This is a genomic window from Umezawaea sp. (assembly GCF_036375055.1).
Classification (GTDB): Bacteria; Actinomycetota; Actinomycetes; order Mycobacteriales; family Pseudonocardiaceae; genus Umezawaea.
Genome location: NZ_DASUSQ010000031.1, coordinates 43,807 through 69,294 on the forward strand (window position 1 = coordinate 43,807; position 25,488 = coordinate 69,294).

Sequence of the window (25,488 nt, forward strand, 5' to 3'; positions counted from 1 at the left end):
CCAGGACGGAGACCAAGTTGGGTCGCGTTCGGCGGGCCCGGCGCATGGTCCGCCTGCTCCAGACGGGGTACCCGGACGCCCACTGCGAACTCGACTTCACCACGCCGTTGGAGCTGCTGGTCGCGGTGGTGCTGTCCGCGCAGACCACCGACAAGGGCGTCAACCTGGCGACCCCCGCGCTGTTCCGGCGCTACCGGACGGCCGAGGACTACGCGTCCGCCGACCGGACCGAGCTGGAGGAGCTGATCCGCTCGACCGGCTTCTACCGGAACAAGGCGAACTCCCTGCTGGGCCTGGGCGCCGCGCTGGTGGAGAGGTTCGACGGCGAGGTGCCCTCGAAGCTGGAGGACCTCGTCACGCTGCCCGGCGTCGGCCGCAAGACGGCGAACGTGGTGCTCGGCGACGCCTTCGGTGTGCCCGGCATCACCGTGGACACGCACCTCGGCCGCCTGGTCCGCCGCTGGGGCTGGACGACCGAGGAGGACCCGGTCAAGGTCGAGCACGCCGTCGGCGCGATGATCGAGCGCAAGGACTGGACGCTGTTCAACCACCGGACGATCTTCCACGGCCGCCGCGTCTGCCACGCCAAGAAGCCCGCCTGCGGTGCCTGCTTCCTGGCACCGCAGTGCCCCTCCTACGGGATCGGCGAGGTCGACCCGGACAAGGCCGCGAAGCTGGTCAAGGGCGACGAGGCGCCGCACCTGATCGAGCTGGCCGACCGCGTGCGGGCGGGTGAGAGGCTCGGGTGAGGACGGCGACGCGGTGGGCGCTGGTGGCGCTGGTGCTGGTGGTGGCGGGTGCGGTCGCGCTGTGGCCGCGCTCGGACGACCGGTCCGGCCAGGAGCCCGTCGCCGCCGCGAGGCCCGCGGAGGACCTGGGCGTGGCCCGCAACCTCGCCGCGCTGCGCCCGTGCCCCCGTGGCGGCCAGGACGGCCCGCAACCCCTTCGGGGGATCACCGCAACCTGCCTGGGTGATGGCGCGTCCCTCGACGTGGCCACGACCGTCGCGGGCGGTCCGGCGCTCATCAACTTCTGGGCGACCTGGTGCCAGCCGTGCCAGGAGGAGCTGAAGGTCTTGGACACCTACGCCCAGCAGCCGGGAGCGGTGCCCGTGGTCGCCGTGCAGGTGCTCAGCGGCGAGTCGGACGGGCTGGAGCTGCTGGCCAGGCTCGGCGTCCACCTGCCGTCGCTGCACGACGGGGCCGACGCGCTCCGCAAGGCGCTGAGGGCGTCGCCGAACCTGCCCTCCAGTTTTGTCGTCCGAGCGAATGGTGACGTGATCCAAGTTACATCTCCGCTGATCTTCTCCTCGCCGGACCAGGTCCGGGAGGCCGTCCGATGACGCTCCTGGCCGACCCGGCCGACGTGCCCGAGTGGATGGCCACGCTCGTGAAGGCCTCCGCCCAGATCGACGCCTCGGTCTTCTCCCGGATGACCGCACCCGCTTCCGCGACGGCTCGCGCGGCCGCCGTGCTGATGCTTTTCGGCGAGGGCAACGACGGCCCTGACGTGCTGCTCCTGCGTCGGGCGGACACGCTGGGGTCGCACCCCGGCCAGGTCGCGTTCCCCGGCGGAGCCGCCGACCCGACCGACGACGGACCGGTCGACACCGCGCTCCGCGAGGCCCGCGAGGAGACCGGTGTGCTCCCCGAGGGGGTGCGTCCGCTGGTCGTCCTGCCGGACCTGTTCGTGCCCGTGTCCAGCTTCCTCGTGAGCCCCGTGCTCGCACATTGGCGTGAACCGTGTCCGGTGGAGCCCGTAGACCCTGCTGAGACCGCGGCGGTGGCACGGGTGCCGATCGCCCACCTCGCGGACCCGGCCAACCGGTTCCTCGTGGGCCACCCGTCGGGCTACGTCGGCCCCGCGTTCTCCGCACCTGGCATGTTGGTGTGGGGGTTCACCGCGGGACTGCTCAACGGCCTCATCTCACTGGGCGGCTGGGAACGCCCGTGGGACGGGACCGACGTGCGGGACCTTGATCTAGCGCTGCGCGCTACGTAGAAGCTCGTCGGAGGTTGTGGGCGTGAATTGGGTCGACCTGCTGGTGCTGGCGCTCGCCGTGTTCGCGGCGGTGTCCGGCGCCCGGCAGGGCATGGTCATCGCCCTGCCCGCGTTCATCGGTGTCCTGGTCGGTCTCGTGCTGGGCACCCAGCTCGCGCCCCTCGTGGTCTCGCAGTTCGACAACGTCGTGACCAAGGTGGTCTTCGCGGTCGGCATCGTGATCCTGCTGGTCGCGCTGGGCGAGACCCTGGGCGTCTACATCGGCCGGATGGTGAAGCCGCACGTCAACGCGACGCCGCTGCGGGGCCTGGACAACGTGCTCGGCGCGGTCGTCCAGGGCCTCGTGGTGTTCGTCGTGGCGTGGATGATCGCCCTGCCGCTGACCTCGGTGGCGGGCCTGCCGTCGCTGGCCAAGGCGCTCAACCAGTCCGTGCTGCTCAAGACGGTCGACGACGCGATGCCGCAGGCCGCCCGCCAGCTGTCGGACGACCTTCAGAAGCTGTTCGACGTGTCCGGCTTCCCGGCCGCGATGGACCCGTTCAACCGCACCCCGCTCAAGGACGTCGGCCCCCCGAACCCGGAGCTGGCGGCGAACCCGATCGTGCAGAAGCTCCGGCCCAGCGTGCTCAAGGTCCGCGGCCGGGCCCCGTCGTGCTCGCGGGCGCTGGAGGGCACCGGGTTCGTCGTCGCGCCCGAGCGGGTCATGACGAACGCGCACGTCGTCGCGGGCACCAGCGAGGTGACCGTCGAGGTCGGCCGCGGCCAGTTCGACGCCACCGTGGTCCTCTACGACGCGCAGACCGACGTGGCGATCCTCGCCGTCCCGGACCTGGAGGCCACGCCGCTCCAGTTCGTCAGCGAGGAGATCCCCCAGGGCACGGACGGCATCGTGCTGGGCTACCCGCTGGACGGTCCGTACACGGCGTCGGAGGCACGGGTGCGGGAGCGCATCCCGATGCTGCGCGGACCGGACATCTACGACGCGCAGACCGTGACCCGCGACGTCTACACCGTGCGGGCGAAGGTCCGCAGCGGCAACTCCGGCGGTCCGCTGGTGGACCCGCAGGGCCGGGTGATGGGCGTGGTGTTCGGCGCGGCCGTCGACGACCAGGAAACCGGGTTCGTGCTGACCGCGCAGGAGGTCCAGGCCGAGGTGGAGAAGGCGTCGCAGCTGGTCAGGAAGGAGTCGACCCAGAGCTGCGCCAGTTAGCGCGGGGCCGCGCCGGAGTCCGCGGAGCAGCGACCATCAGGTGCCGCCGAGGAACTCCGCCAGCACCCTGCTGGTCGTGTGCGGGGCTTCCTGGTGGGGGAAGTGGCCTATCTCCGGTAAGCAGCGGAACTTGGAGTTCGGGCCGAGCCAGTAGGACGAGTGGCGGGCGGTGGGTTCGAGCATGACCGGGTCCACCGCGCCGTGCAGTTGCAGCACCGGCACGGCGAGCCTGCGGTCGATGGTCTCGATGAACCGCCTGCCGTCGCTGCGGACCTGCGAGCGCAGCGCCCAGCGGTAGTACTCCAGCGCGCTGTGGGCGACGCCCGGCACGAGCATGGCCTCGCGGTTGCGGCGGACGACCTCGTCGAACTCGGGCGCGACCGTCCACTTCGGACCGGACCACGTCCGCAGGAGCCCGCCGACGTTGGCGGCGCCGTCGCCGGTCAGCCAGCGCTCGGGGTAGACCGGCGCCTGGAACCGGAACACGTGGCCGCTGGCCCGTCCCTGGCCGCGCGGGTTCTTGCGGATGGCCCGGCGCAGCGCGAGCGGGTGCGGGGCGGAGATCGCGGTCACCGAGCGCACGAGCCGGGGGTGCATCGCGCCGACCGTCCACGCGAGCAGCCCGCCCCACGCGTGGCCGACGAGGTGGGCCCGGCGTTCACCGAGAGCCTTGACCAGGCCCGCGACGTCACCGGCGAGCGTCCAGCCGTCGTAGCCGCGCGGGGGTTTGTCCGAGTCTCCGTAGCCGCGCAGGTCGACCGCGACCGCGCGGTAGCCCGCCTCGGCCAACGACGTCAGCTGGTGCCGCCACGACCACCAGAACTCCGGGAACCCGTGCAGCAGCAGGACCAGCGGGCCGTCGCCCATCTCCGCGACGTGCAGCCGGATCCCGTTGGCCGAGACGTCGCGGTGGGTCCACGGGCCGCTGATCCGCACCGTGGACGGATCAGGTGGCAGGCGCACCGCGCGCGCCTAGCGGGCTTCGCCGCGGTGTCGCAACGTGTCGACGATGTCCTTGGCCGATTCGATCGTGCGCTCGGGTTTCCGCAGCTTCTTGAGCTTGCGGACGCCCAGCAGCACGAACAGCCCGGTGACGAGCAGCATCGCCGCGAAGACCGTCAGGAACGACAGCGACAGCGGCCAGCCGAAGACGTCGTAGAGCGCGTAGCCGATGGTCAGGAACAGGAAGAAGAGGCTGAACAGCAGCACCGTGAGCGCGACGATGAAGTACACGCTGCCGGTGAGGCCCTTCTTGACCTCCTTGACGACCTCGGACTTCGCCAGTTCGACCTCGGCCCTGACCAGCGTCGACAGGTGGCCGGTGGCATCGCGGACGAGCCCGCCGAGCGACGTCTCCTCCGCGATCCTGGCCGCGTTCTCCGCCGTCAGCGGGATCGACGGGACGGGCGGCAGACCGTCGCTTCCACGGCCGCCGTTGGTGTTCTCCCTCGCGCTGGTCACCCGGTCATCGTGCCATGCACGCGGACGGGCAGCCGTTCGGCTGGCGGATCAGGTCGCTTCGTCGTCGCGCCGGTGCGCGCGACTGCGCCGAACGAGCAGGACGGCGGCGAGCAGCGAGGCCGCCAACGACGCCAGCAGGACGGCGGCCTTCGCCTGTTCAGCGGCGGCTCCGTCCAGCGCGAGGTCGGAGATCAGGAGGCTGACGGTGAACCCGACGCCGCCCAGCATCCCGACGGCGACGATGTCGCGCGGCCCCGCTCCGCTCGGCCACACCGCGGCGCCGAACCGCACCGCGAGCGCCGCCGCGCCGACGATCCCCACGACCTTGCCGACCACCAGCCCGGCCATGACGCCGAGCGCGATCCGGTCCGAGAACAGCGCGCCGAGCGCGTCGGCGCCGACGGGGACCCCGGCGGCGAACAGCGCGAACACCGGGACCGCGAACCCGGCGGAGTACGGCTGGAGCCGGTGTTCGAGGCGGACGGCCGGGGAGTGCCTCTCGCGCGGGTCCTTGCGGACGCGCGTCAGCAGGCCGAGCGCGACGCCCGCGATGGTGGCGTGCACGCCCGCCGCGTGCACCAGCGCCCACGTGGCCAGCGCGATCGGCACGTACAGCCACGCGGTGCGGACCCGCCGGTGCTGGAGGTAGGCGTAGAGCGCCATCAGCGCCACGGCCCCGAGCGCCGCGAGCGCGTTGAACGTCGAGGTGAACAGGACCGCGATCACCAGGATGGCGCCGAGGTCGTCGACCACGGCGAGGCTGAGCAGGAACACCCGCAGGCTGCTGGGCAGGCCGGACGCGGTGATCGCGAGGACGCCGAGCGCGAACGCGATGTCGGTCGCCACGGGGATGGCCCACGCCCGTTCGACGCCGGGCTCACCCCAGGCCACGCCCACCGCGACCAGAGCCGGGACGACCATGCCGCCTGCCGCGGCGATCACCGGCAGGATCGCCGCCTTGACCTTCGACAGCTCGCCGACGACCAGTTCGCGCTTGAGTTCGAGGCCCGCGACGAAGAAGAACACCGCGAGCAGACCGTCCTTGGCCCAGTCGCCGACGCTCAGGTCCAGGTGCAGCGACGCCGGACCGACCCGCAGGTCGCGCAGCCCCGTGTACAGGTCGGCCAGCGGTGAGTTGGCCCAGATCAGCGCGATGGCGGTGGCGCCCAGCAGGACCAGGCCGCCGACGGTCTCGGTGCGCAGGTAGCGGGCGAAATCGGTGACGATGGCTGGGGGGCGGGACTTCACCAGGTCAGCTCCGGGGTCTCGGGGACAGCACGATGTTGCTGCCGACCAGACTTCCCGGCTCACCGGAACCCACTCTAACGACCGGAAGGGCCCGCCGACGGATCGGCGAGCCCTTTCGTGACCGGGCTATCAGTCCTCGGTCGTGGTCTTCAACCCGCTGGAGATCAGGTCCATCACGGACGAGTCGGCCAGCGTCGTCACGTCCCCGACCTGCCGGTTCTCCGCCACGTCCTTCAACAGCCTGCGCATGATCTTGCCCGAGCGGGTCTTCGGCAGCTCCGGCACGACCATGATCTGCCGCGGCTTCGCGATCGGCCCGATCTCCTTGGCCACGTGCTCGCGCAGCGCCTTGATCGCCTCCGCGCCGGACGCGCTGTCGGCCACGCCACCGCGCAGGATCACGAACGCCACGATGCCCTGGCCGGTGGTCGGGTCGGACGCGCCGACGACCGCCGCCTCGGCCACGGTCGGGTGCGAGACCAGCGCGGACTCGACCTCGGTGGTGGAGATGCGGTGGCCGGACACGTTCATCACGTCGTCCACCCGGCCGAGCAGCCAGATGTCGCCGTCGGCGTCGTACTTCGCGCCGTCACCGGCGAAGTAGAAGCCCTGCTCGGCGAACCGCGACCAGTACGTGTCGCGGAAGCGCTCCTCGTCGCCCCAGATGCCGCGCAGCATCGCGGGCCACGGCTGGTCGAGCACCAGGTAGCCACCGCCGCCGTGCTCCACCTCGACGCCCTGCTCGTCGACCACCTTCGCGCCGATGCCGGGCAGCGGGCGCTGCGCCGAACCGGGCTTGGTCGAGATGACGCCGGGCAGCGGCGAGATCATGATCGCGCCGGTCTCGGTCTGCCACCACGTGTCCACGATCGGCGCCTTGCCCGCGCCGATGTGCTCGCGGTACCAGATCCACGCCTCGGGGTTGATCGGCTCGCCGACGCTGCCGAGGACGCGCAGCGAGGACAGGTCGTACTTCGCGGGGATGTCGTCGCCCCACTTCATGAACGTGCGGATCAGCGTCGGCGCCGTGTAGTAGATCGAGACGCCGTACTCCTGCACGATCTCCCAGTGCCGACCCTCGTGCGGGGTGTTCGGCGTGCCCTCGTAGACGACCTGGGTGACGCGGTTCGCCAGCGGCCCGTAGACGATGTAGCTGTGGCCGGTGACCCAGCCGATGTCGGCGGTGCACCAGTACACGTCGGTGTCCGGCTTGAGGTCGAACACGTTGTGGTGCGTGTACGCGGCCTGCGTCAGGTACCCGCCGGTCGTGTGCAGGATGCCCTTCGGCTTCCCGGTCGTGCCGGAGGTGTAGAGGATGAACAGCGGGTGCTCGCTGTCGAACGCCTCGGGCACGTGCTCCTCGGACTGGGCGTCCACGACGTCGTGCCACCACACGTCGCGGCCCTCCACCCAGTCCACTTCGGACTCGGTGCGCTTCACGACGAGCACGTTGGTGACGCTGGGGGTCTGCGCGACGGCCTCGTCCACGGCGGCCTTGAGCGACACGGGCTTGCCGCGCCGGTACTGGCCGTCCGTGGTGATCACGATCTTGGCCTGGGCGTCGTCGATGCGGGTGCGCAGCGCCTCGGCGGAGAAGCCCGCGAAGACGACGCTGTGCGTCGCGCCGAGCCGGGCGACGGCGAGGATCGAGAAGATCGCCTCGGGCACCATCGGCATGTAGACCGCGACCCGGTCACCGGTCTCCAGGCCGAGCGAGACCAGCGCGTTCGCGGCCTTGGAGACCTCGCGCTTGAGGTCGTTGTAGGTGATCGTGCGCTTGTCGCCGGGCTCGCCGACCCAGTGGATCGCGACCTGGTCGCCGTGGCCGGACTCGACGTGCCGGTCCACGCAGTTGTAGGCGACGTTGAGCTTGCCGCCGACGAACCACTTCGCGAACGGCGCTTCCGACCAGTCGAGGACCTGGTCCCACCTGGTGTCCCACTCCAGGCGGTCCGCCTGCTCCGCCCAGAACGCCTCGCGGTCGGCACTCGCAGCGTCGTACAGCGCGGATGTCGCGTTCGCCTGCGCGGCGAACTCCGCGCTGGGCGGGAACGTCCGGCTCTCCGTGTGCAGGTTGTCCAGGGCTGGGCCCTGGCCCGACGGCTGGGTCATGGTGCGAGACCTCCTACATTCCTGACCTACGTGCTGAGCGGCAGTGCTGACCGTAGTGCCGGACGACCCGGATCGACAGGCTCGGCACGCGAAAAGGTTCAGACCAATTCTGCGTCCAGTCGAAACACCTGGGTAACTGTGTAACTCCGCTCGCGCGCCAGTGCCACCGTTCTTCGGCTGAACGACCCGTCCGTTGCGACGAACGGCCCCGGCGTGACGCACCTCACCCCTGATCGGACCAGTTTCGGCTGGTCAGCCCTTCGCGCACGGCGGGCCACTCCGGTGCGGTCGCGGAGTGCGCCGCGGTGTCGCGCAGCGTGCCGTCCGGTCGCGCGCGGTCACGGGTCGGTCGAACCGGTCTGCGCTCACGGCCTGGCGCCATGGCGGAAGTGGCTACTCTTGCGGGCCCACTTCAGGGCAATGCCGGATATCCACTTTACCGGCGGGTAATGTCCGGGCCGTGACCGATCCGCTGGCTCCGCTGCTGGACCTGCCCGGCGTGGCCGACGCCGTCGCCAACGCCAAGAACGCCGTCTTCCAGGTGCACCGCCACCGGGTGAACCTGCGCGGCTGGGCGACGACGGCCGCCGAGGCGTCCGTGCGCGCCGCCCGCGCGTCCGCCGCCCTGGACGGCGGCCCGACCGCGATCCCGGAGGACGGCTCGGTGACCGACCCCGTGCTGGCCGGGTCGCTGCGGGTCGCCGAGGCGCTCGGCACGCTGCTGCCCACGTGGGAGCGCGCTCCGTCGCAGGCGCTGGCCCGGCTGCACCTGCTGGCCGCCGCCGACTTCGACGGCGAGCTGGGCAGGCCCCGGCTCGACCCCGGCGTCGCCGACCGGCTCGACCTGCTCGCGGGCCTGCTGACCGGCGGCACGAAGGCACCGGGTCCACTCCTGGTGTCGATCGTCCACGGCGAACTGCTGGCGCTCTCGCCGTTCGAGAGCGCCAACGGCGTCGTGGCGCGGGCCGCCGCGCGGCTCACGTCGATCGCCACCGGCCTGGACCCGAAGGGCCTCGGCGTCCCCGAGGTCCACTGCCTGCGGCGGCAGAACGAGTACGACGCCGCGCTGGTCGGGTTCACCACCGGTGAGCCCGAGGGCGTCGCCCGGTGGATCCTGTTCTGCTGCTCAGCCCTGGAGGCGGGCGCCCGCGAGGCGTCGAGCATCGCGGACGCCGCCTCCACGTGATCAGCTGACGAAGTCGCCCACGTACCCGAGGCGCGCCGGGCCGGTCAGGGCGGCCTTCGGCCACTTCACCATCACGGTCCGGTCGGTCGCGGCGGTCGACGGCAGGGTGAAGGACGCGGCCGCGGGCGTGTAGCCCTCACCGGTCCCCTTCTTGGAGGCGAGGTACACCACCTTCGGGTTGCCGGGCACCAGCACGGCGGGCTTGGCGTTCGCCGGGTCGGGGGAGACGACGGGGACGGGCAGCGGCATGTTGGACCGGTCCACGAAGACCAGGTCGCCGAGCGTTCCGCTCATCGTGCACGCCGTACCGGGTTTCGCCTCGAAGATGATGCCGAACAGCTGGTCGCCGGGGTTCGGCGACGTGAACGTCGCCACCTCGGAGAAGAGGGTGGACGCGGTGCACTGAGGGGTGGGGATGGAGGCGTCCGCGACGCCCGCCGAGCCGAGGGCGAGCGCCACGGCGCCGACGAGGACTGAGGCCAGCTTGGAAGTGGTCATACCCGTGAACACGCCTCGGTCCGGACGTCGGTGGCCCGGTCGCGAGATGTGCCACAGGAGGACAACCGACACCCGGACCCGAGCGTGATCTAGAGGACCTCGGCCAGGGCCTCGGCGGCCCTCCGGGCGTCGGAGTACCGGGTGTACAGCGGCGCGAACCCGAATCGCAGCACGTCAGGGGGCCGGTGGTCGCCGATGACGTTCCGCGCGATCAGCTTCTCCATCAACGCCGCCGCGTCGGGGTGCCGCAGCGAGACCTGGTGCCCCCGCCACTCGTCGGCGGGCGTGATCACCTCCACGCCCGGCAGGTCCTCCACGAGCGACCGGAAGTACGCCGTCAGCTTCAGCCCCTTGGACCGCACGTCGGCCAGCGACACCCCGTCCCACACGTCCAGGGCGGCGTCCAGGGCCAGCATCGACAGGATGTCCGGCGTGCCGACGCGACCCCGTGCGATGCCGGGGTCGGGTGTGAAGGCGTCCTCCATCGCGAACGGCGCGCGGTGCCCGGTCCACCCGGTCAGCGGCTGCTCGAACTCGGCCTGCGCGGCCGTCGGCACGTAGAGGAACGCGGGCGCGCCCGGCCCGCCGTTGAGGAACTTGTACGTGCACCCGACGGCGAGGTCCACGCCCAGCGCGTCCAGCTCGATCGGCAGCACGCCCGCGCTGTGGCAGAGGTCCCAGACGACCTTCGCGCCGACGGCGTGCACCTGCTCGGTCACGGCGGCCATGTCCAGCATCCGGCCGGTCCGGTAGTCGACGTGGTTGAGCAGCACCACGGCCGTCCGCCCGGTCGGCTCCAGCGCGTCCGGCGCCGCGGGCCGCAGGTCGAGGCCGGTCAGCTCCGCCACCGACCGGGCGATGTACCCGTCGGTCGGGAACGTGCCCGCGTCCACCACGACCTCGCCGCGGTCGGTGCCCCTCACCGCGGCCATCAGCGCCTTGAAGATGTTCACGCTGGTCGAGTCGCCCACGACGACCTGGCCCGGCGCGGCGCCGACCAGCGCGCCGATCCTGTCGCCGACCCGCTGCGGAGCCTCCCACCAGCCCTCGGACCAGCTCCGGATCAGCCTGCGGCCCCACTGCTGCCGCACGACCTCCTGCACCCGCTCCGCGACCGCGCGCGGCGGTGCGCCCAGCGAGTTGCCGTCCAGGTAGACGACGTCGTCGTCCAGGTCGAACAGGTCGCGCAGCGGCGCCAGCGGGTCGACGGCGTCGAGGTCGGTCACACGAAGCTCCTCGCGGTCCACAGCTCGGGGAACACCGAGCGCTGGGTGCGCTTCTCCAGCCAGGCCACGCCCGCCGAGCCACCCGTGCCCACCTTGGCACCCATCGAGCGGCGGGTGGCCAGCAGGTGGTCGTAGCGCCAGCGCGCGAACTCCTCGGCGATGTCGGTCAGCGCCTCGCCGAGCTCCAGCAGGTCGCGGTCGTCGCCGCGGTAGACCTCCGCCCACACCGCCTCCACGTCGGCGTTGGGCTCGTAGGCCCTGCTCAGGTCCCGCTCCAGCACGTCGAGGGGCACGCCCAGACCCCGGCGGTGCAGCGCGGCGAGCACGTCGTCGTACAGGCTCGGCGCGTGCAGCCGCTCCTCCAGGGCGTCGTGCAGCTTCGGCACGGCGCGGTGCGGGACCAGCATCGACCGGGACTTCTCGCCGAGCAGGAACTCCATCTCGCGGTACACGCCGGACTGGAAGCCGGAGCCCTCGCCGAGCGCGTCGCGGAACGAGTTGAACTCGCCCGGCGTCATCCGAGCGATCGGCCGCCACGCGGCGTTGAGGCCCTGGAGGTGCAGGTCGCTGCGGCGCAGCGTGCGCACGGCGGCGCGCAGGTCGTCGACCCGCAGCTCCCGCTGCGCCTGGCGCCACTCGAAGCACAGGAGGCCGAAGTAGAGCTCCATGATCTGGGTGATGACCAGGAACGACATCTCGCGCGGGTCGTCGGAGGCCTGCTCCTGAAGCGTGTGCAGGACCGAGGCGTGGACGTAGTCCTCGTACGGCGTGGTGCCGCCGAAGTCGAGCTTGGGGGCCTCTTCGCCGCTGTGGATGACCGGGCAGGTGCTCATGTCGTCATCATGCGTGGTCGAGTGGCATTTCTGAATGCACGTCGACGACCATCGGGCCACGGAGTTCTCATGGCTGAAAGCCGTTTCGGCGGATAGCTTTGCGTTCATGAGCACCGACCTGGACTCCGTGGACTGGGCCCTGCTGGAAGCCCTCCAGGAGGACGCCCGGCTGTCGTACAACGAGCTGGCCAGGCGGGTGCACGTCTCGCCGCCGACGGTCGCGCAGCGGGTGCGGCGGCTGGAGAACGCGGGCGTGATCACCGGCTACCGGGCCGCGGTCGACCCGACGGCCGTCGGTCGCTCGGTCGTCGCCCTGGTGCGGATGAAGTGCTACGGCCCGAGGTGCATCACCGTGCACCCGGAACTGCTCGACGACTGCCCGGAGGTGGTCGAGGTCGTGCGGCTGACCGGCGACATCTGCTCGGTCGTGAAGGTCGTGACGACCTCGGTGCAGGAGCTGGAACGGCTGCTCGTGCGGCTCGGCGGCCACGGTGAGACGTCCAGCGCGATGGTCCTGTCGACGCCGATCCCGTGGCGGCCCGTCCTGCCGAACAAGGTCCTACCCGGTGCCCAGTGACACCATCGCCTGGCGCACGTGCCCGTCGGAGCCGACCAGCGCCTCGGCGGCCCGCGCGATCGTCGCGCCGGACAGCAGGTGCACCAGCGCCACCTTCAGGTCGCCGCCCGCGTCGGCCAGCGCCTCCGTGCACTCCTGCTCGCCCAGCCCGGTCGCCTCGTGCAGGATCCGCACGGTCCGGCCGCGCAGCTTCGCGTTCGTGGCCCGCATGCTGACCATCAGGTTCGAGTAGGTGCGGCCCAGCCGCACCATCACCGCGGTGGAGAACGACGTCAGCACCAGCTTCTGCGACGACCCCGCCTTCATCCGGGTCGACCCCGCGATGGCCTCGGGACCGGTGTCGAGCGCGATCAGCACGTCGACCTCGCACGGCGGGGGCGCGACCGGGTTGTTCGACACCAGCACGGTGTGCGCGCCCAGCGCGCGGGCCTCGCGCAGCGCGCCCACGACGTACGGCGTGCGGCCGGACGCCGTGATGCCCACGACGAGGTCGCCCGCCGACGCGTGACGGCGGATCTCCGCCGCGCCGCTGCCGTCCTCGACGTTCTCCATCGCCCGCACCAGCGCCTCCGGACCACCGGCGTGGTGCGCCATGAACCAGTCCGGCGGGGTGTTGAACGTGGGCGGCAGCTCGGCCGCGTCGAGCGTGGCGAGCCTGCCCGACGTGCCCGCGCCGACGTAGTGCACCCGCCCGCCCGCGCGCAGCGCGCCGACGGCGAGGTCGGTGGCGAGCGCCAGCTGCGGCAGCACCGCCGCCACCGCGTCCGGCACCGTCCTGTCCTCCGCGTTGATCGCCCGCAGCACGTCCACGGTGGACATGCCGTCGATGTCGAGGGTGCGCGGGTTCCGCATCTCGGTCGGGGAATCCACGCGCACCGCCACACCGTTGCCGGGCGAGGTCATTTACCGTTCTCCCGTCGTCGCCTGCCGTCGGGCCGCGCTCCCAGCCGGTGGCCGGACACCGCGTCGTACGTCGCCTCCAGCGCGGTCTTCGCGCTGTCGACGTGCTGCTGCGCCACCCCGATGAACAGGCAGTCGACCACCGTCAACTGGGCGATCCGGCTGGACATCGCGCCCGAGCGGAACGTGGTCTCGCGCGCGGCCGTGGTCAGCACGTGGTCGGAGACCTCGCTGATCGGCGACCGGGGGAAGTTCGTCAGCGCCACCGTCGTCGCGCCGTGCTCCTTGGCGACCCGCAGGGCCTCCACGGTCTCCGACGTCGAACCGGTGTGCGAGATCCCGACCGCGACGTCGGCGCTGGTGAGCACCGCAGCGCTGGTCAGCGCGATGTGCGTGTCGTTCCACGCGAAGCACACCCGGCCGATCCGGTGCAGCTTCTGCTGGAGGTCGAACGCGACGAACGCGCTCGCGCCGAACCCGTAGACGTCCACCCGCCCGGCGCCCGCGACGGCCTCCACGACCCGTTGCAGGGTCTCGACGTCGAGCTGCTCGGCGGTCTCCTCGACCGCTCGCGCGTCGGCGAACGCGACCTTGCCGACCACCTGGCGCAGGTCGTCGGTGAGCGCGATGTCACCGCCGAGGTCGCGGTCGACGCGGGCCGCGGTGCGCGCGGTGTCGGCCGCGAGCGCGATGCGCAGCTCGGGGTAGCCCCCGACGCCGATGGCCTTGCAGAAGCGGGTCACCGTCGTCTCGCTGGTGCCCGCGGCCTCGGCGACCTCGGTGATGCTGCGGTGCGCGACCGTGGCGGGGTTCTCCAGGACGACCTTGGCGACCCGCTGCTCGGCGCGGGCGAGGCCCGGCAGCAGGGAGCGGATCTTGACCAGTGGGCTGGCGTCGACGTAATCGGGGTTGTGGCTGGACACGTGGGAAACTTACTAACCGTTACTTCCCTGGTCAACGGACGGGAGGAGTAACTCGGGCAGGATTGCGAGCACTTCTCACCCGGATGGGCGTCAGCTCCTCACGGACCGTCCACACAGGTCGACGCAGGGTGTTCACCGGTTCGCCGGTCGCCAGCCCGCGGCCGTCAGGGCCTCCGGGTTCCGCTCCCCGTCGAGCAGCGTCCCGCGGTCGTTCGAGACGCGGATCCCGTCCAGGTAAAGGCCTCTGCCGCCGTAGCCCGTGCCGCGCGTGTAGAGCCAGCGGAACCGGGACGCCTCCGCGACCACATCGACCCGTTTCCACGTCCTCGTGCCCGTTCCGGTGAGCGTCCGCAGGTCCCGCCACGTCGTCCCGTCGCCCGCTTGGAGCACGACGCTGTCGCCGACGTCGAGGTCGACGAACGCGTCGAACGACACCCGCCGCGCGCCGGGGAGGTCACCCGTGGTGAGCGTCGCGCCGGTCGCGGTGGGCGTCCACGCGTCCGGTCCGCGCTGGGGGCGCACGGCGAGCGCGCCCGCCAGGCCGTCCGCGACGGCACGGCGGGCGGGGTTGATGGAACCCCAGTCGCGGGACGGGTGCACGCGGTTGGTCAGCAGCACGGCGATCGAGCGCGACATCGGGTCGATGACGAGCGTCGTGCCGGTGAACCCGGTGTGCCCGGCGGTGCGCGGTGAGCTGAGCGCGCCCATGTACCAGCGCTGGTCCAGCTCGAAGCCGAGGCCGTGCGCGTTGCCGGGGAACTCGGTGTTGTGGTCGGTGAGCATCCGCTCCACGGTCTTCGGCCGGAGGATCCGGTGGCCCGCGTAGGTGCCGCCGTTGAGGATCGCCTGGCCGAGCACGGCGAGGTCGCGCGCGGTGGAGAACACGCCCGCGTGCCCGGCGACCCCGCCCAGCGACCAGGCGTTCTCGTCGTGGACCGTGCCGCGGACCACGCCCCGGCTGGTGTTCGGCTGGTACTCCGTCGCCGCGATCCGGTCGAGCTTGCTCGCCGGGGGGTTGTAGCCGGTGTCGACGAGGCCGAGCGGGCGGGCGATCCCGTTGCCCACCAACCGGTCCAGCGGCTGGCCGCTGACCCGCTCCACCAGCACGCCCAGCGTGATCAGGTTGAGGTCGGAGTACGTGTAGGTCGAGCCGGGCGGGTTCTTCGGCGCCACGTCCATGACGGCCTTGATCCGCGACGGCACGTCCGGCCACCTCTGCCACAGCGGCAGGTACGGCTCCAGGCCCGAGGTGTGGGTGAGGAGCTGCTCGACGGTGATGTCGGCCTTGCCGTTCACGCCGAACTCGGGGAGGTAGCGCGACACCGGCTGGTCGACGCGCACGCGACCCCGGTCCACCTGCTGCATGACCGCGATCGACGTGAACAGCTTCGAGATGGACGCGAGGTCGAAGATCGTGTCGTCGGCCATCGGCACCCTCCTCTCCACCGGCAGCTCGGTGGTCTGGTCGGCGTACCGCACCGCCCAGCCGGTCGGCTCGTGGGCGACGACCTCGCCGTCGTGGACCATCAGCGTGACCGCGCCGGAGAACAGCGGGTGCCCGGTCGCGTCGGCCTCGGTGTAGCGGGTGACCTGCGCCAGCGCGGCGTCGATCGGCCCCTGCTCCAGCTCACCGGGGTGCAGCGTGGTCCACGGGGGCGAGAAACCCGTGTGCGGGCGGTCGAAGCGGCCGGTCGACGGGTCGGCGTGGACGGGGCTGACGGTCATGGCCACCAGGGTCACCAGGAGCAGGGCGAGCAGGCGCATCGAGGTCCTCACCGGTAGTGGAGGTACGGACGTCTGGTGCGGCGGAACGCGGACAGCTCGGACTCCCAGGCCCCGACGACCTCGTCGACGCCCGCGCCCGCGTCGACCATGCGCCGCAGGCGGTCGGAGCCGCTGAGGTTGTCGATGAAGTTGTCCGGCCGCCACGCGAACAGCGCGGGGTAGAGCGACCGGGCGGTGACGATCATCGCGACGGCCGAGCGGATCGCGTCGAAGCCGGACGGGTCGGTGAGGTGCAGGGCCACCCCGCCGCAGGCCTTGCCGACGAACTTGCCGAACGTGGGGGAGAAGTACGTCTCGCGGAACCGCACACCGGGCAGGCGCAGGCCGTTGAGCGCCTCGGCCCACCGCCAGTCGACGTCCGGCGCTCCCACGGTCTCGAACGGCCTGGTCGTGCCGCGGCCCTCGGAGAACACCGTGCCCTCGAACAGGCACGTGCCGGGGTAGACCAGCGCGGTGTCCTGCGTCGGCATGTTCGGGCTCGGCGGCACCCACGGCAGCCCGGTCGTGAGGTCCGCCCGCCGCCAGCCCTTCACCCAGACCACGTCGAGGCTGGTCAGCCTGCCGCCGTCGGACGGGAGGAACTCGCCGTCGAACAGCCCGGCCAGCTCACCGACCGTCATGCCGTGCTGCTGGACGATCGGCTTGCGGCCGACCCCGGTGGCGAACGCCGGGTCGAGCTGCGGGCCCCTCGCCGTGCCGCCGACGGGGTTCGGGCGGTCCAGCACGAGGAACGCCGCACCGGTCGCCGCGGCGGCGCGCATCGCCGTGTAGAGCGACCAGATGTAGGTGTAGAAGCGCGCGCCCACGTCCGCGATGTCGAAGACGACCGTGTCCACGCCTGCCTTGCGGAAGAGCGCCGCGACCTGCGCGGCGTCCTTGCCGTAGGTGTCGTAGACCGGGATCCCGGTGCGCGGGTCGGCGTAGTCGCCCTCGGAACCGCCCGCCTGGGCCGTGCCGCGGAAGCCGTGCTCGGGACCGAAGACGGCCGTCGGCCCCTGCCCGGCGGCCACCATGGAGTCGACGACGTGGGTCTGGTCGACCAGGACGCCCGTCGGGTTGGTGAGGACGCCGACGCGCCTGCCCGCCAGGCGCCGCCAGCCGTCGCGCGCCAGCAGTTCCGCGCCCGTGACGACCTCGGCGCCGCCCGCCGCGGCGGGAGCGCTCGCCAGCGTCAGGGCGGGCACGGCCAGCGCACCCGCCTGGAGGAGCTGCCTGCGCCTCACCACGTGATCCCGTGGCCGAAGGGGTAGGCCGTCGGACCCGGCACCGCGACCGGCAGCTTCCCCGCGGGAGCGGCCTCGCCGTGGACGACCCTGGCCAGCGACTCCATCGACCCCGCGCCGTAGGAGTAGGTGGCCAGCCAGGTCGGGGCGTCGTGGCCGACGTCGTACGGGTTCTGCACGGCCACCGCGACCACCGGTTTCCCGGTCGCCAGGAGCCTGGCCAGCAGCGCCTGCTGCGCGGGCTGCTTGCTCAGGGCGTTCGTCAGCAGGAAGACGACCTCGGCCCGTGAGGCCTCCTGCTCCGCCGCCGCGATCTGCGCCTCGGTGGGGGTGCTGCCGGTCGTGAGCCGCGTCGTCGCCGTGCCGCGCGCGGTCATCCGTTCGGCCAACGCCCGCGTCGACGCATCACCCCAGCCCGTGACCAGTGCGGACGCCGGTTTCGCGCGCAGCGGCAGCACGCCGCCGTCGTTGCGGACGACGGTGGTCGTGCGGTCGGTGATCTGCTGGGCGGACTCCAGGTTCGCGGGGGAGCCGACCGTGCGCGGCACCGCGTCCACGTCGACGAGGGGGCTGGTGAGCATGCCCCGGAGGAACTTCATCCGCAGCACCCGCAGGACGCTCTGGTCGATGCGGCGCTCGCTGATCTCGCCGCCGCGAACGGCGTCCAGGACGCTGGTGACGGCCAGTTCGAGGTTCACCGGCATCAGCAGCTGGTCGACGCCCGCCTTGAGCGCGAGCACCGGGATCTCCGCGTCGGAGTGCAGCTGCCGCACGCCCGCCATGCCGAGCGAGTCGGTGATGACGACGCCGTCGTAGCGCAGCTCCTCGCGCAGCAGACCGGTGACGACGGGCTTGGACAGCGTCGCCGGTTCACCGGAGGGGTCGATCCGCGGCGTCTGGATGTGCGCGGTCATGATCGAGTCGATGCCCGCCGCGATGGCCGCGCGGAACGGCGGCGCGTCGACCTCCCGCCACTGCTCCACCGTCCGGTCCACCACCGGCAGGCTCGTGTGGCTGTCCTCGGACGTGTCTCCGTGGCCGGGGAAGTGCTTCGCCGTCGCCGACACCGCGCCCCTGGCCAGGAAGCGCTGCTGGTAGCCGCGGACCTGCGCGGCCGTCATGTCCGCCGCGAGCGCGGGGTCGCTGGAGTACGAGCGGACGCCGATCACCGGGTTCGCCGGGTTCGAGTTCACGTCCGCGTCCGGCGCGAAGTCCTGGTTGATCCCCATCGCGCGCAGCTCGCTCGCGGTGATCGTGGCCGCCTTTTCGGCGTCCGCCGTCGAGCGGCCCGCGCCCAGCGCCATGTTGCCGGGGAACTGCGTGGCGGGTGCACCTATTCGGGTGACGATCCCCATTTCCTGATCCGTGGAGATTGCGAGAGGAATTCGGCTTCCACTTCTCGTCGCGGCGCGCTGGAGACCGTTCGACAGCGCGGCGATCTGCTGTGGGGTGTCGATGTTGTCGCGGCTGGAGTTGTTGAAGTAGATGACCCCGCCAGGGTGAAACTTCTCTACCACCTGTGCCGGAGTGTCAACACCGAAGTCCTTCCGGTTGACTGGATTCACCTCGTCGGGCGATTGTCCATTCAGGTAGGTCACGAACAGTTGACCGACCTTTTCCTCCAACGTCATCCCGCGCACGAGCGACGTGATGTTCTGCGGCGCCACGGGATCAGGCTCGGCGGCAGCGGTCAGTGGCGTGCAGATACCTGCCGTGACCAGCACGGCAGTGGCTATCGAGCGTCCGACCCGGCCCACACGAGCCTCCCCAGGCGTGTTTTCCACAGTTGTCCGGACATGTTCGCAAGTTACCCACGTCTTGCGGGTCGGTCAACGGGTTGGGGATTCTGCCGCGCCCCGTGGAAAACCGCCGGACGACGAAAAGGGCGGGGGCCCCGCACTTTCGTGTGGGGCCCCCGCCAACAGCACGGGCTTTCGAGTTACCAAGCGTGCAACTCGTGCCGTATCAACATGGCCTCGGCGTCCAGCGTCCCAGTACGCAGGCCCTTGACGGCAAGCCTCCCGCGGCGTGCTGCGCGTGGGTGCTCGAAGTCCGTGCACGGAGCTCTGCCGGGGTGGACGTCGCTTATCCTCTGCTTCGTCCCTGGCCGACCGGAGGTCCGCACCTCCATTTGTAGACCGTGTTCGCCGTCACAGCAAGGCCTCGGAAGGGTGCACCGTTCAAGCGACGTTCAGTAGCGAAAGTGGTGCGCTCGCGGACATTCCCGCGTCGGGTACCGCTGACCGGGCGGAGGGTGTCACCCACCGGCACCCCACGGGCTAGCTGCGGCGCCTGCGGCGCATCCCGTACCAGGCGACACCCGCCGCGGCGGCCGCTCCGATCCCGATCGCGGTGACCGCGACGGCCGTGCCCGACGGGGTGGGGATCCGGGCGCGCAGCGACACCGGGTCGGAGAACGTGAGCACCGGCCAACCCCGTTGGGCGGCGACCTTCCGCAGCGCCCGGTCCGGGTTGACGGCGGTCGGGTGGCCGACGGCTTCGAGCAGCGGCAGGTCCGTGACCGAGTCCGAGTACGCGAAGCAGTCGTCGAGGTCGTAGCCGTGCTTCTGCGCGAGCTGCTTGATCGCGATGGCCTTGTTCTCGCCCGCGCAGTAGAAGTCGACCTCGCCCGAGTAGCGGCCGTCCGCGACCACCATGCGGGTGCCGACGCTGTGCGTCGCTCCGATCATGCCCGAGATCGGGGCCACCAGTTCCTCGCCCGAGGCCGACACCACGACGACGTCGTGGTCCTCCGCCGTGTGGTCGGCGATCAACTGGGTGGCTTCCTTGTAGACCAAGGGGTCCACGATGTCGTGCAGCGTCTCCTCGACGATGGACCTGACCTGCTCGACGTCCCAGCCCTCGCAGAGCGCGGTGATGTGCGAGCGCATCCGGTCCATCTGGTCCGCGTCCGCGCCGGCCAGCATGAAGACGAACTGCGCGTAGGCGCTCTTGAGCACCGCGCGCCGGTTGATCAGGCCCTCCTGGAAGAAGGGCCTGCTGAACGCCAGCGTGCTCGACTTGGCGATGACCGTCTTGTCCAGGTCGAAGAACGCGGCGACTCGGTTGCCTTGTGCGGGGGCTTCGCCGCTGCCGGGATCGGTCACGGGCTCAGTTTAGGGGTTCGGTCCCGGGGTGGCGTTTCGCTTGTTGACGAAGTCGGTGTGCGCCGGATGACGGAAATTCCTCGCGTCCTCCAGCGGAAGACAAGCACCAGTCAAGGTTCTGGGGATACAGTGGTGCTGTCCGGTTCTGCCGGACCGGTTCAGTCCGACCCCCCGGGACTGAACCATGACGACCCCCGTCCCTCCCCCCTGGCGGGGGTCGTCCCATGTCCGGGGTCGGATCGGCCGCCCTCTTCCCGGTGTTCGGCGCCCAACCCCCCAGTCTGACCCACCGCACCGACAAAGCCGGTCATCGTCCGGCGACTTGTCCACAGCCCCGGTGCTTGTCCACATGTCGATCTTCCTTCCTTGTCGCTCCTCCCACGACAGCCCACCGTTGACCCCGGACCTGCACCGAGTCGATTGGGAGGTGAGCCGGGTGGACGCGAACCGACCCGTGGCTCTCGTGGGCGACGAACCACTGCTGGACGACCTGCTCCGCCTGGCCGCGGCGGCGGGCTGCGACCTGGACCGCGTGGCGGACGCGGCAGCGCTGCGCACGCGCTGGAAGGACGCGCCCGTCGTGCTGCTGGACGAGTGGGGCGCGTTCGAGTGCGGGGTGCTCGACCTGCCGCGCCGCACCGGCGTGTACCTGGTCTGCGACCAGCCGCCGTCGCAGGCCGTGTGGCCGGAAGCCGTGGCGCTGGGCCTGGAACGCGTGGTCGAACTCCCCGCCGCCGAGCAGTGGCTGGCGGGAACGCTGGCCGACCTCGCCGAAGGCCCACCCAGCTCCGAGGGTCGGGTGGTCGCCCTGCTGGGCGGCCGGGGCGGGGCGGGCGCCTCCGTGTTCGCCGCGGCCGTGGGCCAGGCCGTCCTCACCTCGGGCGGCCACGGCCTCCTCGTCGACTGCGACCCGCTGGGCGGCGGCCTGGACCTGACGCTGGGCACCGAATCCGCCGAGGGCCCGCGCTGGCCCGAACTGCACCTGACCGGTGGCCGGGTGGCCGCCTCGGCACTCCACTCGGCCCTGCCCGGCCGCACGGCGAAACAAGGTCGCTTGACGGTCCTGTCCTGCGACCGCGACGGCCGCGGCCCGGAACCGGACGCCGTGGCAGCGGTCGTCGAGGCGGGCCGCCGCGCGGGCGAGACGGTGGTGTGCGACCTCCCGCGCCAACTCACCGAGGCGGCCTGCGCGGCCCTGGACCGAGCAGACCTGGCCGTCCTCGTGGTCCCGGCCGAGGTCCGCGCGACCGCGGCCGCCAAGCGCGTGGCCCACCACATCACCGAACGAGGCGTGAAACTGGCCGCGGTGGTCCGCGCCCCAGGCCCGACGGGCTTGCGCGGCAAGGACATAGCCACAGCCGTCGGCGTCCCCCTCCTCACCTCGATGCGCCCCGAACCGGGCCTGGCCATCGCACTGGACAGGGGCCACTTCCCGGAAAACCGAAGAGGCCCGCTGGCCAAGGCGGCGAAGGCCGTCCTGGACGCCCTGCACGCCGACTGACCCACGACCGCCGGGCCTTCGCCGCGCCGACGGGGAGACCGCCCGCCTCGGCTCTGGTGATCGCGCGGGCAACCGCGCTCGCCCCCACCGTCGTCAGCGACCACTCGGCGGGGGAGGCCCGCGTTCCGCCACGTCCGGTGATGACGACGAGTGCCTTGCCCCCGACCGGTGTCGGCGTGCGCGTCGGACCAGCGATCGGTCGTGTCGATCTGGACAGGCGGTCACAACAGCCGAGTCGTTCTCGATCCACGACAGCGATCTCGACGCGGTCGCCTCTCGGACCTGGCACCCCACCTCTACCGTCCGCTCTCCGCTCTCCGCTCTCCGCTCTCCGCTCTCCGCTCTCCGCTTCCGGCTTCCGCTTCCGGCTCCGCTTCCGGCTCCGCTTCCGGCTTCCGCTTCCGGCTTCCGCTTCCGGCTCCGGCTTCCGCTTCCGGCTCCGGCTCCGGCTTCCGCTTCCGGCTCCGGCTCCGGCTCCGGCTCCCGCTTCCGGCTCCGCTTCCCGCTTCCCGCTCCCTGCTCTCCGACTTCCGTCCGGCGCCCCTGTTCTCGGTTCTTCACCGCCTGCTTTCCGCCCACCGCTCGCCCTTGGGGCGAGCGGTGGCGCTGACGGCCCTACCTCAGAAGATCCCTGTCCGCGGTCCTCAGTCCGCGGCGACTGAGCTGCTCGTGGTCGCTGAGCGGCCAATCGGCTCCCGCGTCGGTGATCGCGTCACGTGCGTCGCCTGCGTCGTGTCGGTCGCAGCGTCGTACCGCCAGCCGTGCCCGCACTCGCCTTCCTCTTCGCCTCGGAGCGTCGACCGTGACTCGACCACCGCCAGCAGCCTGCTCTCGCAATCGGTTGCCACGTCGCGCGGTCCGCCTCGATCGCGACCTCGTTGACCAGCCGCTCCCGACCGCTCCCCGACCACCTCCAGCGGCGCGCTTGGCGCTCCCCGACAACGAGGGCCCACCAACCGCCTCCGATCCAGCACCCAGGCCGACCGGCCACCCCGTCCAGGTCGATGTCGCGGGCTTCGTCCCCGACCGTTCCCGCGACCGTCGACCATCCCGCCGGTCGGGCGCCCGCCCCGCCCGACCGGCCCCCAACCACCCGAGGAACTCCCATGAGCGCAGACCTGGTCGAACGAGTCCGCCGCCGACTGGCGGTGAGCAGGGCCGAGCTGACACCGGCCGCGGTAGCGGAAGCCGTGCGCGACGAAGCAGGCGGCGTCCTGGGCGACGCCGAAGTCCTGTCCGCCTTGACGTTGCTGCGCCAGGAGTTCGTCGGCGCGGGCCCCCTGGACCCGCTCCTGGCCGACCCCGACACCACCGACGTGCTCGTGACCGGCCCCACCGACGTCTGGGCCGACGGCGCGCAGGGCCTGCGCCGCACCGCGATCACGTTCCCGGACGAGGCGGCGGTCCGCAGGCTCGCGCAACGCCTGGCCGTGGCGGCGGGTCGTCGTCTGGACGAAGCGGTGCCCTACGTGGACGGCTGGTTGCCGGGTTCCGGTCCGTCGGGCCGGATCCGCCTGCACGCCGTCCTCCCGCCGATCGCCGCCGCGGGCACCTGCCTGTCCCTGCGAGTCCTCCGCCCGGCCGTCCACGACCTGGACGAACTCCGCGCCCGCGGCACCTTCGACACCGAGACCGCGACCCTCCTCCGAGCCGTCGTCACGTCCAGGCTCGCCTTCCTGGTCGTCGGAGGTACCGGCTCGGGCAAGACGACCCTCCTCGCCGCCTTGCTGGGCTGCGTCCCCCACACCGAGCGCGTCCTGTGCGTGGAGGACGCGGGCGAACTCCAACCGGACCACCCCCAGGTCATCCGCCTGGTGGCCCGACCGGCCAACATCGAGGGCGCGGGCGAGGTCCCGGTCCGCGAACTGGTCCGCCAAGCCCTTCGCATGCGTCCCGACCGCATCGTCGTCGGCGAGGTGCGGGGAGCCGAGGTCTGCGACCTGCTCGCCACCCTCAACACCGGCCACGACGGTGGTGCGGGCACCCTCCACGCCAACTCGCCGACCGAGGTGCCCGCTCGTCTGGAGGCACTGGCGGCGCTGGGCGGGCTGGACCGCACCGCCCTGCACAGCCAACTGGCCGCGGCGGTCCAGGTGGTCCTCCACATGCGCCGCGCCCCGGACGGCGCCAGACACCTCGCCGAGATCGGCGTCTTCCACCGCACCCCCACGGCCATCGAGGTCCGCACGGCCTGGCACCGCGCCCACGGTCAGCGGGAAGCGTGGCCAACCCTGCACTCCCTGCTGAACCGCGCCTGCTGAGGCGACCGTCCAACCCGAACTCGAACAGCGAGGTGACCGAGCGATGACCACTTCGGACTCACCCGTGGTGCCACTGGCCGTCCTGGCCGCGGCACTGCTGGTCCTCCCGGCCTCCGCGGCGGCCCGCAGACTCCGCGCGTTGGGCCCTCCTCGTCCGCGGAGTTCGAGAAAACCCCACCGCGGAGCCGTTGTCGTGGCGGTCTGCGTCCTGCTGGGACTCCTCGCCGGACCAGCAGCCCTCGTCGCGACCGCGATGGTCGGAACCGCCGTCCGGCGCGGAGTCCGCTCACGCGCGCGGCACCGAGCCCACCTCACCGCCACCTCGGTGGTGGCCGACGGCGTGGCGGCGTTCGTGGCGGAGCTCAAGGCGGGCGCGCAACCGGCCGCCGCTGCCGCGGGCGCCGCGCAGGACGCCGAGGAACCGGCCACGACCGTGCTGGCCGGGATCACCTCCACCGCGCGGCTGGGCGGGGACGTCACGACGGCGCTCGACACGATGTCCCGCACCAGACCCGAACTCGCCGCGGCACTGGGCCCCCTGGCACGGGCCTGGCGGCTGGCCGACCACCACGGCGTGCCGCTGGCCGACGTGCTGGACGCGGTTCGCCGGGACCTGGAGCGGCGAGTCGCGTTCGCGGGCCAGGTCAGGGCGCGCATGGCGGGTCCGGAGGCCAGTGCCGCCGTCCTGGCGGGACTCCCGCTGTTCGGCATCCTGCTGGGGGAGTTGAGCGGCACCCGCCCCCTGCACGTCCTGACCTCGACCGGAGCCGGTCAGGTGCTGCTCGTCCTGGGCGCGGCGCTCATCTGCGCCGGTCTGCTGTGGAGCACCCGGCTGACCAGCAGGGCGGTCGGAGCATGACCCTTCTCCTGCTGGCCCTGGCACTGCTCGTCCTCCCGTCCCCGCCGCCGGTGCTGAACCGGCTGGCCGGGCCGAGGACGGCACCGCGGCGTCCCGCGCCTCCGGCGGCGGACGACCCGCTCACGGTCGCCGCCACCTGGGACCTGCTGGCCGCCTGCCTCCGGGCCGGGCTGCCGGTGGCGAGCGCCGTGCACGCGGTGGTCGACGGCCTGTCGCCACCGGCGGCGACCGCCCTGCGCCAGGTCGGCTCGCTGCTCTCACTGGGGGCCGACCCCGTGACGGCCTGGACTCCGGCCCTGGCCCACGAGACCACCGCGCCGCTGGCCCGTGGCGCGCGCCGCACCGCTCGGTCCGGCGCGGCGCTGGCGGTGTTGGCGGCCGACCTCGCCGCTCGCGTCCGCGAGCAGGTGGTGGACCAGGCCGAAGCCAGGGCCCAACGGGCGGCCGTCCTGGTGGCGGGTCCGCTGGCCGCCTGCTTCCTGCCCGCCTTTCTCTGCCTAGGAGTGCTGCCGGTCGTGATCGGACTGGCCACTCGATTCACCACGACCTGGTGACCACCAGACGAGGAGCGAACCCG

General features: G+C 72.0%; 23 protein-coding genes. 10 read left to right on the forward strand and 13 right to left on the reverse strand.

Going from position 1 to position 25,488, the window contains the following annotated elements; genetic code table 11:
- The first annotated feature begins 44 nt into the window (after window positions 1-44).
- The 4 genes from nth to VFZ92_RS10115 are packed head-to-tail and all read left to right on the forward strand — an operon-like array spanning window position 45 to window position 3,211.
- Window positions 45-749 (forward strand): endonuclease III, encoded by a 705-nt coding sequence (gene nth / locus VFZ92_RS10100; protein ID WP_330875601.1) that lies wholly within the window; start codon window positions 45-47, stop codon window positions 747-749.
- Window positions 746-1,342, forward strand: coding sequence for a TlpA disulfide reductase family protein (locus tag VFZ92_RS10105; protein WP_330875574.1), 597 nt, complete (start codon window positions 746-748; stop codon window positions 1,340-1,342). Before nth ends, VFZ92_RS10105 begins: the two co-directional genes overlap by 4 nt.
- The gene (locus VFZ92_RS10110) at window positions 1,339-2,001 is read left to right on the forward strand and encodes a CoA pyrophosphatase (protein ID WP_330875575.1); all 663 of its coding nucleotides are present in this window, start codon (window positions 1,339-1,341) and stop codon (window positions 1,999-2,001) included. The genes VFZ92_RS10105 and VFZ92_RS10110 overlap by 4 nt, the downstream gene beginning before the upstream one ends.
- A gap of 22 nt (window positions 2,002-2,023) precedes the next feature.
- Window positions 2,024-3,211 (forward strand): MarP family serine protease, encoded by a 1,188-nt coding sequence (locus VFZ92_RS10115; RefSeq protein WP_330875576.1) that lies wholly within the window; start codon window positions 2,024-2,026, stop codon window positions 3,209-3,211.
- 36 nt (window positions 3,212-3,247) lie between these two features.
- Here VFZ92_RS10115 and VFZ92_RS10120 read toward each other — a convergent pair whose 3' ends face one another.
- The 4 genes from VFZ92_RS10120 to acs all read right to left on the reverse strand — a co-directional run bounded on the left by VFZ92_RS10120 (window position 3,248) and on the right by acs (window position 8,032).
- Window positions 3,248-4,174 (reverse strand): alpha/beta hydrolase, encoded by a 927-nt coding sequence (locus VFZ92_RS10120; protein WP_330875577.1) that lies wholly within the window; start codon window positions 4,172-4,174, stop codon window positions 3,248-3,250.
- 9 nt (window positions 4,175-4,183) lie between these two features.
- The gene (locus VFZ92_RS10125) at window positions 4,184-4,672 is read right to left on the reverse strand and encodes a phage holin family protein (protein WP_330875578.1); all 489 of its coding nucleotides are present in this window, start codon (window positions 4,670-4,672) and stop codon (window positions 4,184-4,186) included.
- A 48-nt stretch (window positions 4,673-4,720) separates the two neighbouring features.
- Window positions 4,721-5,920, reverse strand: coding sequence for a Na+/H+ antiporter NhaA (gene nhaA / locus VFZ92_RS10130; protein WP_330875579.1), 1,200 nt, complete (start codon window positions 5,918-5,920; stop codon window positions 4,721-4,723).
- A gap of 129 nt (window positions 5,921-6,049) precedes the next feature.
- Window positions 6,050-8,032, reverse strand: coding sequence for an acetate--CoA ligase (gene acs / locus VFZ92_RS10135; RefSeq protein ID WP_330875580.1), 1,983 nt, complete (start codon window positions 8,030-8,032; stop codon window positions 6,050-6,052).
- 460 nt (window positions 8,033-8,492) lie between these two features.
- Here acs and VFZ92_RS10140 point away from each other — a divergent pair, with 460 nt between their 5' ends.
- Window positions 8,493-9,218, forward strand: coding sequence for an oxidoreductase (locus tag VFZ92_RS10140; protein ID WP_330875581.1), 726 nt, complete (start codon window positions 8,493-8,495; stop codon window positions 9,216-9,218).
- On the opposite strand, the gene VFZ92_RS10145 is transcribed toward VFZ92_RS10140, so the two are convergent.
- The 3 genes from VFZ92_RS10145 to VFZ92_RS10155 form a co-directional block, all read right to left on the reverse strand.
- Window positions 9,219-9,716: a hypothetical protein gene (locus VFZ92_RS10145; protein WP_330875582.1), complete on the reverse strand. Its 498-nt coding sequence runs from the start codon at window positions 9,714-9,716 to the stop codon at window positions 9,219-9,221.
- An 89-nt stretch (window positions 9,717-9,805) separates the two neighbouring features.
- On the reverse strand, window positions 9,806-10,942 hold the full coding sequence (gene kynU, locus VFZ92_RS10150; protein WP_330875583.1) for a kynureninase: 1,137 nt from the start codon (window positions 10,940-10,942) through the stop codon (window positions 9,806-9,808).
- On the reverse strand, window positions 10,939-11,775 hold the full coding sequence (locus VFZ92_RS10155; RefSeq protein WP_330875584.1) for a tryptophan 2,3-dioxygenase: 837 nt from the start codon (window positions 11,773-11,775) through the stop codon (window positions 10,939-10,941). Before VFZ92_RS10155 ends, kynU begins: the two co-directional genes overlap by 4 nt.
- Before the next feature lie 106 nt (window positions 11,776-11,881).
- On the opposite strand from VFZ92_RS10155, the gene VFZ92_RS10160 reads away from it, so the two are divergent.
- Window positions 11,882-12,352 carry an Lrp/AsnC family transcriptional regulator gene (locus VFZ92_RS10160; RefSeq protein WP_330875585.1) on the forward strand — a complete coding sequence of 157 codons (471 nt, stop codon included), beginning with the start codon at window positions 11,882-11,884 and terminating at the stop codon, window positions 12,350-12,352.
- Here VFZ92_RS10160 and VFZ92_RS10165 read toward each other — a convergent pair.
- The 6 genes from VFZ92_RS10165 to VFZ92_RS10190 form a co-directional block, all read right to left on the reverse strand.
- The gene (locus VFZ92_RS10165) at window positions 12,335-13,255 is read right to left on the reverse strand and encodes an N-acetylmuramic acid 6-phosphate etherase (protein ID WP_330875586.1); all 921 of its coding nucleotides are present in this window, start codon (window positions 13,253-13,255) and stop codon (window positions 12,335-12,337) included. The two genes, VFZ92_RS10160 and VFZ92_RS10165, sit on opposite strands and share 18 nt — an antisense overlap.
- Window positions 13,252-14,175 (reverse strand): MurR/RpiR family transcriptional regulator, encoded by a 924-nt coding sequence (locus VFZ92_RS10170; protein ID WP_330875587.1) that lies wholly within the window; start codon window positions 14,173-14,175, stop codon window positions 13,252-13,254. Before VFZ92_RS10170 ends, VFZ92_RS10165 begins: the two co-directional genes overlap by 4 nt.
- A gap of 132 nt (window positions 14,176-14,307) precedes the next feature.
- Window positions 14,308-15,939 (reverse strand): serine hydrolase domain-containing protein, encoded by a 1,632-nt coding sequence (locus tag VFZ92_RS10175; protein WP_330875588.1) that lies wholly within the window; start codon window positions 15,937-15,939, stop codon window positions 14,308-14,310.
- An 8-nt stretch (window positions 15,940-15,947) separates the two neighbouring features.
- Window positions 15,948-17,183 carry a DUF1343 domain-containing protein gene (locus tag VFZ92_RS10180; protein WP_330875589.1) on the reverse strand — a complete coding sequence of 412 codons (1,236 nt, stop codon included), beginning with the start codon at window positions 17,181-17,183 and terminating at the stop codon, window positions 15,948-15,950.
- Entirely contained in the window at window positions 17,180-18,814 is a 1,635-nt protein-coding gene (locus VFZ92_RS10185) for a glycoside hydrolase family 3 protein (protein WP_330875602.1), read from the reverse strand. The genes VFZ92_RS10180 and VFZ92_RS10185 overlap by 4 nt, the downstream gene beginning before the upstream one ends.
- A gap of 648 nt (window positions 18,815-19,462) precedes the next feature.
- Window positions 19,463-20,290 carry an HAD-IB family hydrolase gene (locus VFZ92_RS10190; protein WP_330875590.1) on the reverse strand — a complete coding sequence of 276 codons (828 nt, stop codon included), beginning with the start codon at window positions 20,288-20,290 and terminating at the stop codon, window positions 19,463-19,465.
- Between the two features lie 436 nt (window positions 20,291-20,726).
- Here VFZ92_RS10190 and ssd point away from each other — a divergent pair, with 436 nt between their 5' ends.
- The 4 genes from ssd to VFZ92_RS10210 all read left to right on the forward strand — a co-directional run bounded on the left by ssd (window position 20,727) and on the right by VFZ92_RS10210 (window position 25,465).
- Entirely contained in the window at window positions 20,727-21,791 is a 1,065-nt protein-coding gene (gene ssd, locus VFZ92_RS10195; protein ID WP_330875591.1) for a septum site-determining protein Ssd, read from the forward strand.
- 1,106 nt (window positions 21,792-22,897) lie between these two features.
- On the forward strand, window positions 22,898-24,052 hold the full coding sequence (locus VFZ92_RS10200; protein ID WP_330875592.1) for a TadA family conjugal transfer-associated ATPase: 1,155 nt from the start codon (window positions 22,898-22,900) through the stop codon (window positions 24,050-24,052).
- A 43-nt stretch (window positions 24,053-24,095) separates the two neighbouring features.
- Entirely contained in the window at window positions 24,096-24,911 is an 816-nt protein-coding gene (locus VFZ92_RS10205) for a type II secretion system F family protein (RefSeq protein ID WP_330875593.1), read from the forward strand.
- Window positions 24,908-25,465, forward strand: coding sequence for a type II secretion system F family protein (locus VFZ92_RS10210; RefSeq protein ID WP_330875594.1), 558 nt, complete (start codon window positions 24,908-24,910; stop codon window positions 25,463-25,465). Before VFZ92_RS10205 ends, VFZ92_RS10210 begins: the two co-directional genes overlap by 4 nt.
- Window positions 25,466-25,488 lie beyond the last annotated feature (23 nt).

Excerpts from the sequence above, each read along its gene's own strand:
- nth (WP_330875601.1), top strand. The coding sequence starts at position 45 with ATGGTCCGCCTGCTCCAGACGGGGTACCCGGACGCCCACTGCGAACTC.
- VFZ92_RS10110 (WP_330875575.1), top strand. The coding sequence starts at position 1,339 with ATGACGCTCCTGGCCGACCCGGCCGACGTGCCCGAGTGGATGGCCACG.
- acs (WP_330875580.1), bottom strand. The coding sequence starts at position 8,032 with ATGACCCAGCCGTCGGGCCAGGGCCCAGCCCTGGACAACCTGCACACG.
- VFZ92_RS10145 (WP_330875582.1), bottom strand. The coding sequence starts at position 9,716 with ATGACCACTTCCAAGCTGGCCTCAGTCCTCGTCGGCGCCGTGGCGCTC.
- VFZ92_RS10155 (WP_330875584.1), bottom strand. The coding sequence starts at position 11,775 with ATGAGCACCTGCCCGGTCATCCACAGCGGCGAAGAGGCCCCCAAGCTC.
- VFZ92_RS10160 (WP_330875585.1), top strand. The coding sequence starts at position 11,882 with ATGAGCACCGACCTGGACTCCGTGGACTGGGCCCTGCTGGAAGCCCTC.
- VFZ92_RS10165 (WP_330875586.1), bottom strand. The coding sequence starts at position 13,255 with ATGACCTCGCCCGGCAACGGTGTGGCGGTGCGCGTGGATTCCCCGACC.
- VFZ92_RS10175 (WP_330875588.1), bottom strand. The coding sequence starts at position 15,939 with ATGCGCCTGCTCGCCCTGCTCCTGGTGACCCTGGTGGCCATGACCGTC.
- VFZ92_RS10185 (WP_330875602.1), bottom strand. The coding sequence starts at position 18,814 with ATGACGTTGGAGGAAAAGGTCGGTCAACTGTTCGTGACCTACCTGAAT.
- VFZ92_RS10200 (WP_330875592.1), top strand. The coding sequence starts at position 22,898 with ATGAGCGCAGACCTGGTCGAACGAGTCCGCCGCCGACTGGCGGTGAGC.
- VFZ92_RS10205 (WP_330875593.1), top strand. The coding sequence starts at position 24,096 with ATGACCACTTCGGACTCACCCGTGGTGCCACTGGCCGTCCTGGCCGCG.
- VFZ92_RS10210 (WP_330875594.1), top strand. The coding sequence starts at position 24,908 with ATGACCCTTCTCCTGCTGGCCCTGGCACTGCTCGTCCTCCCGTCCCCG.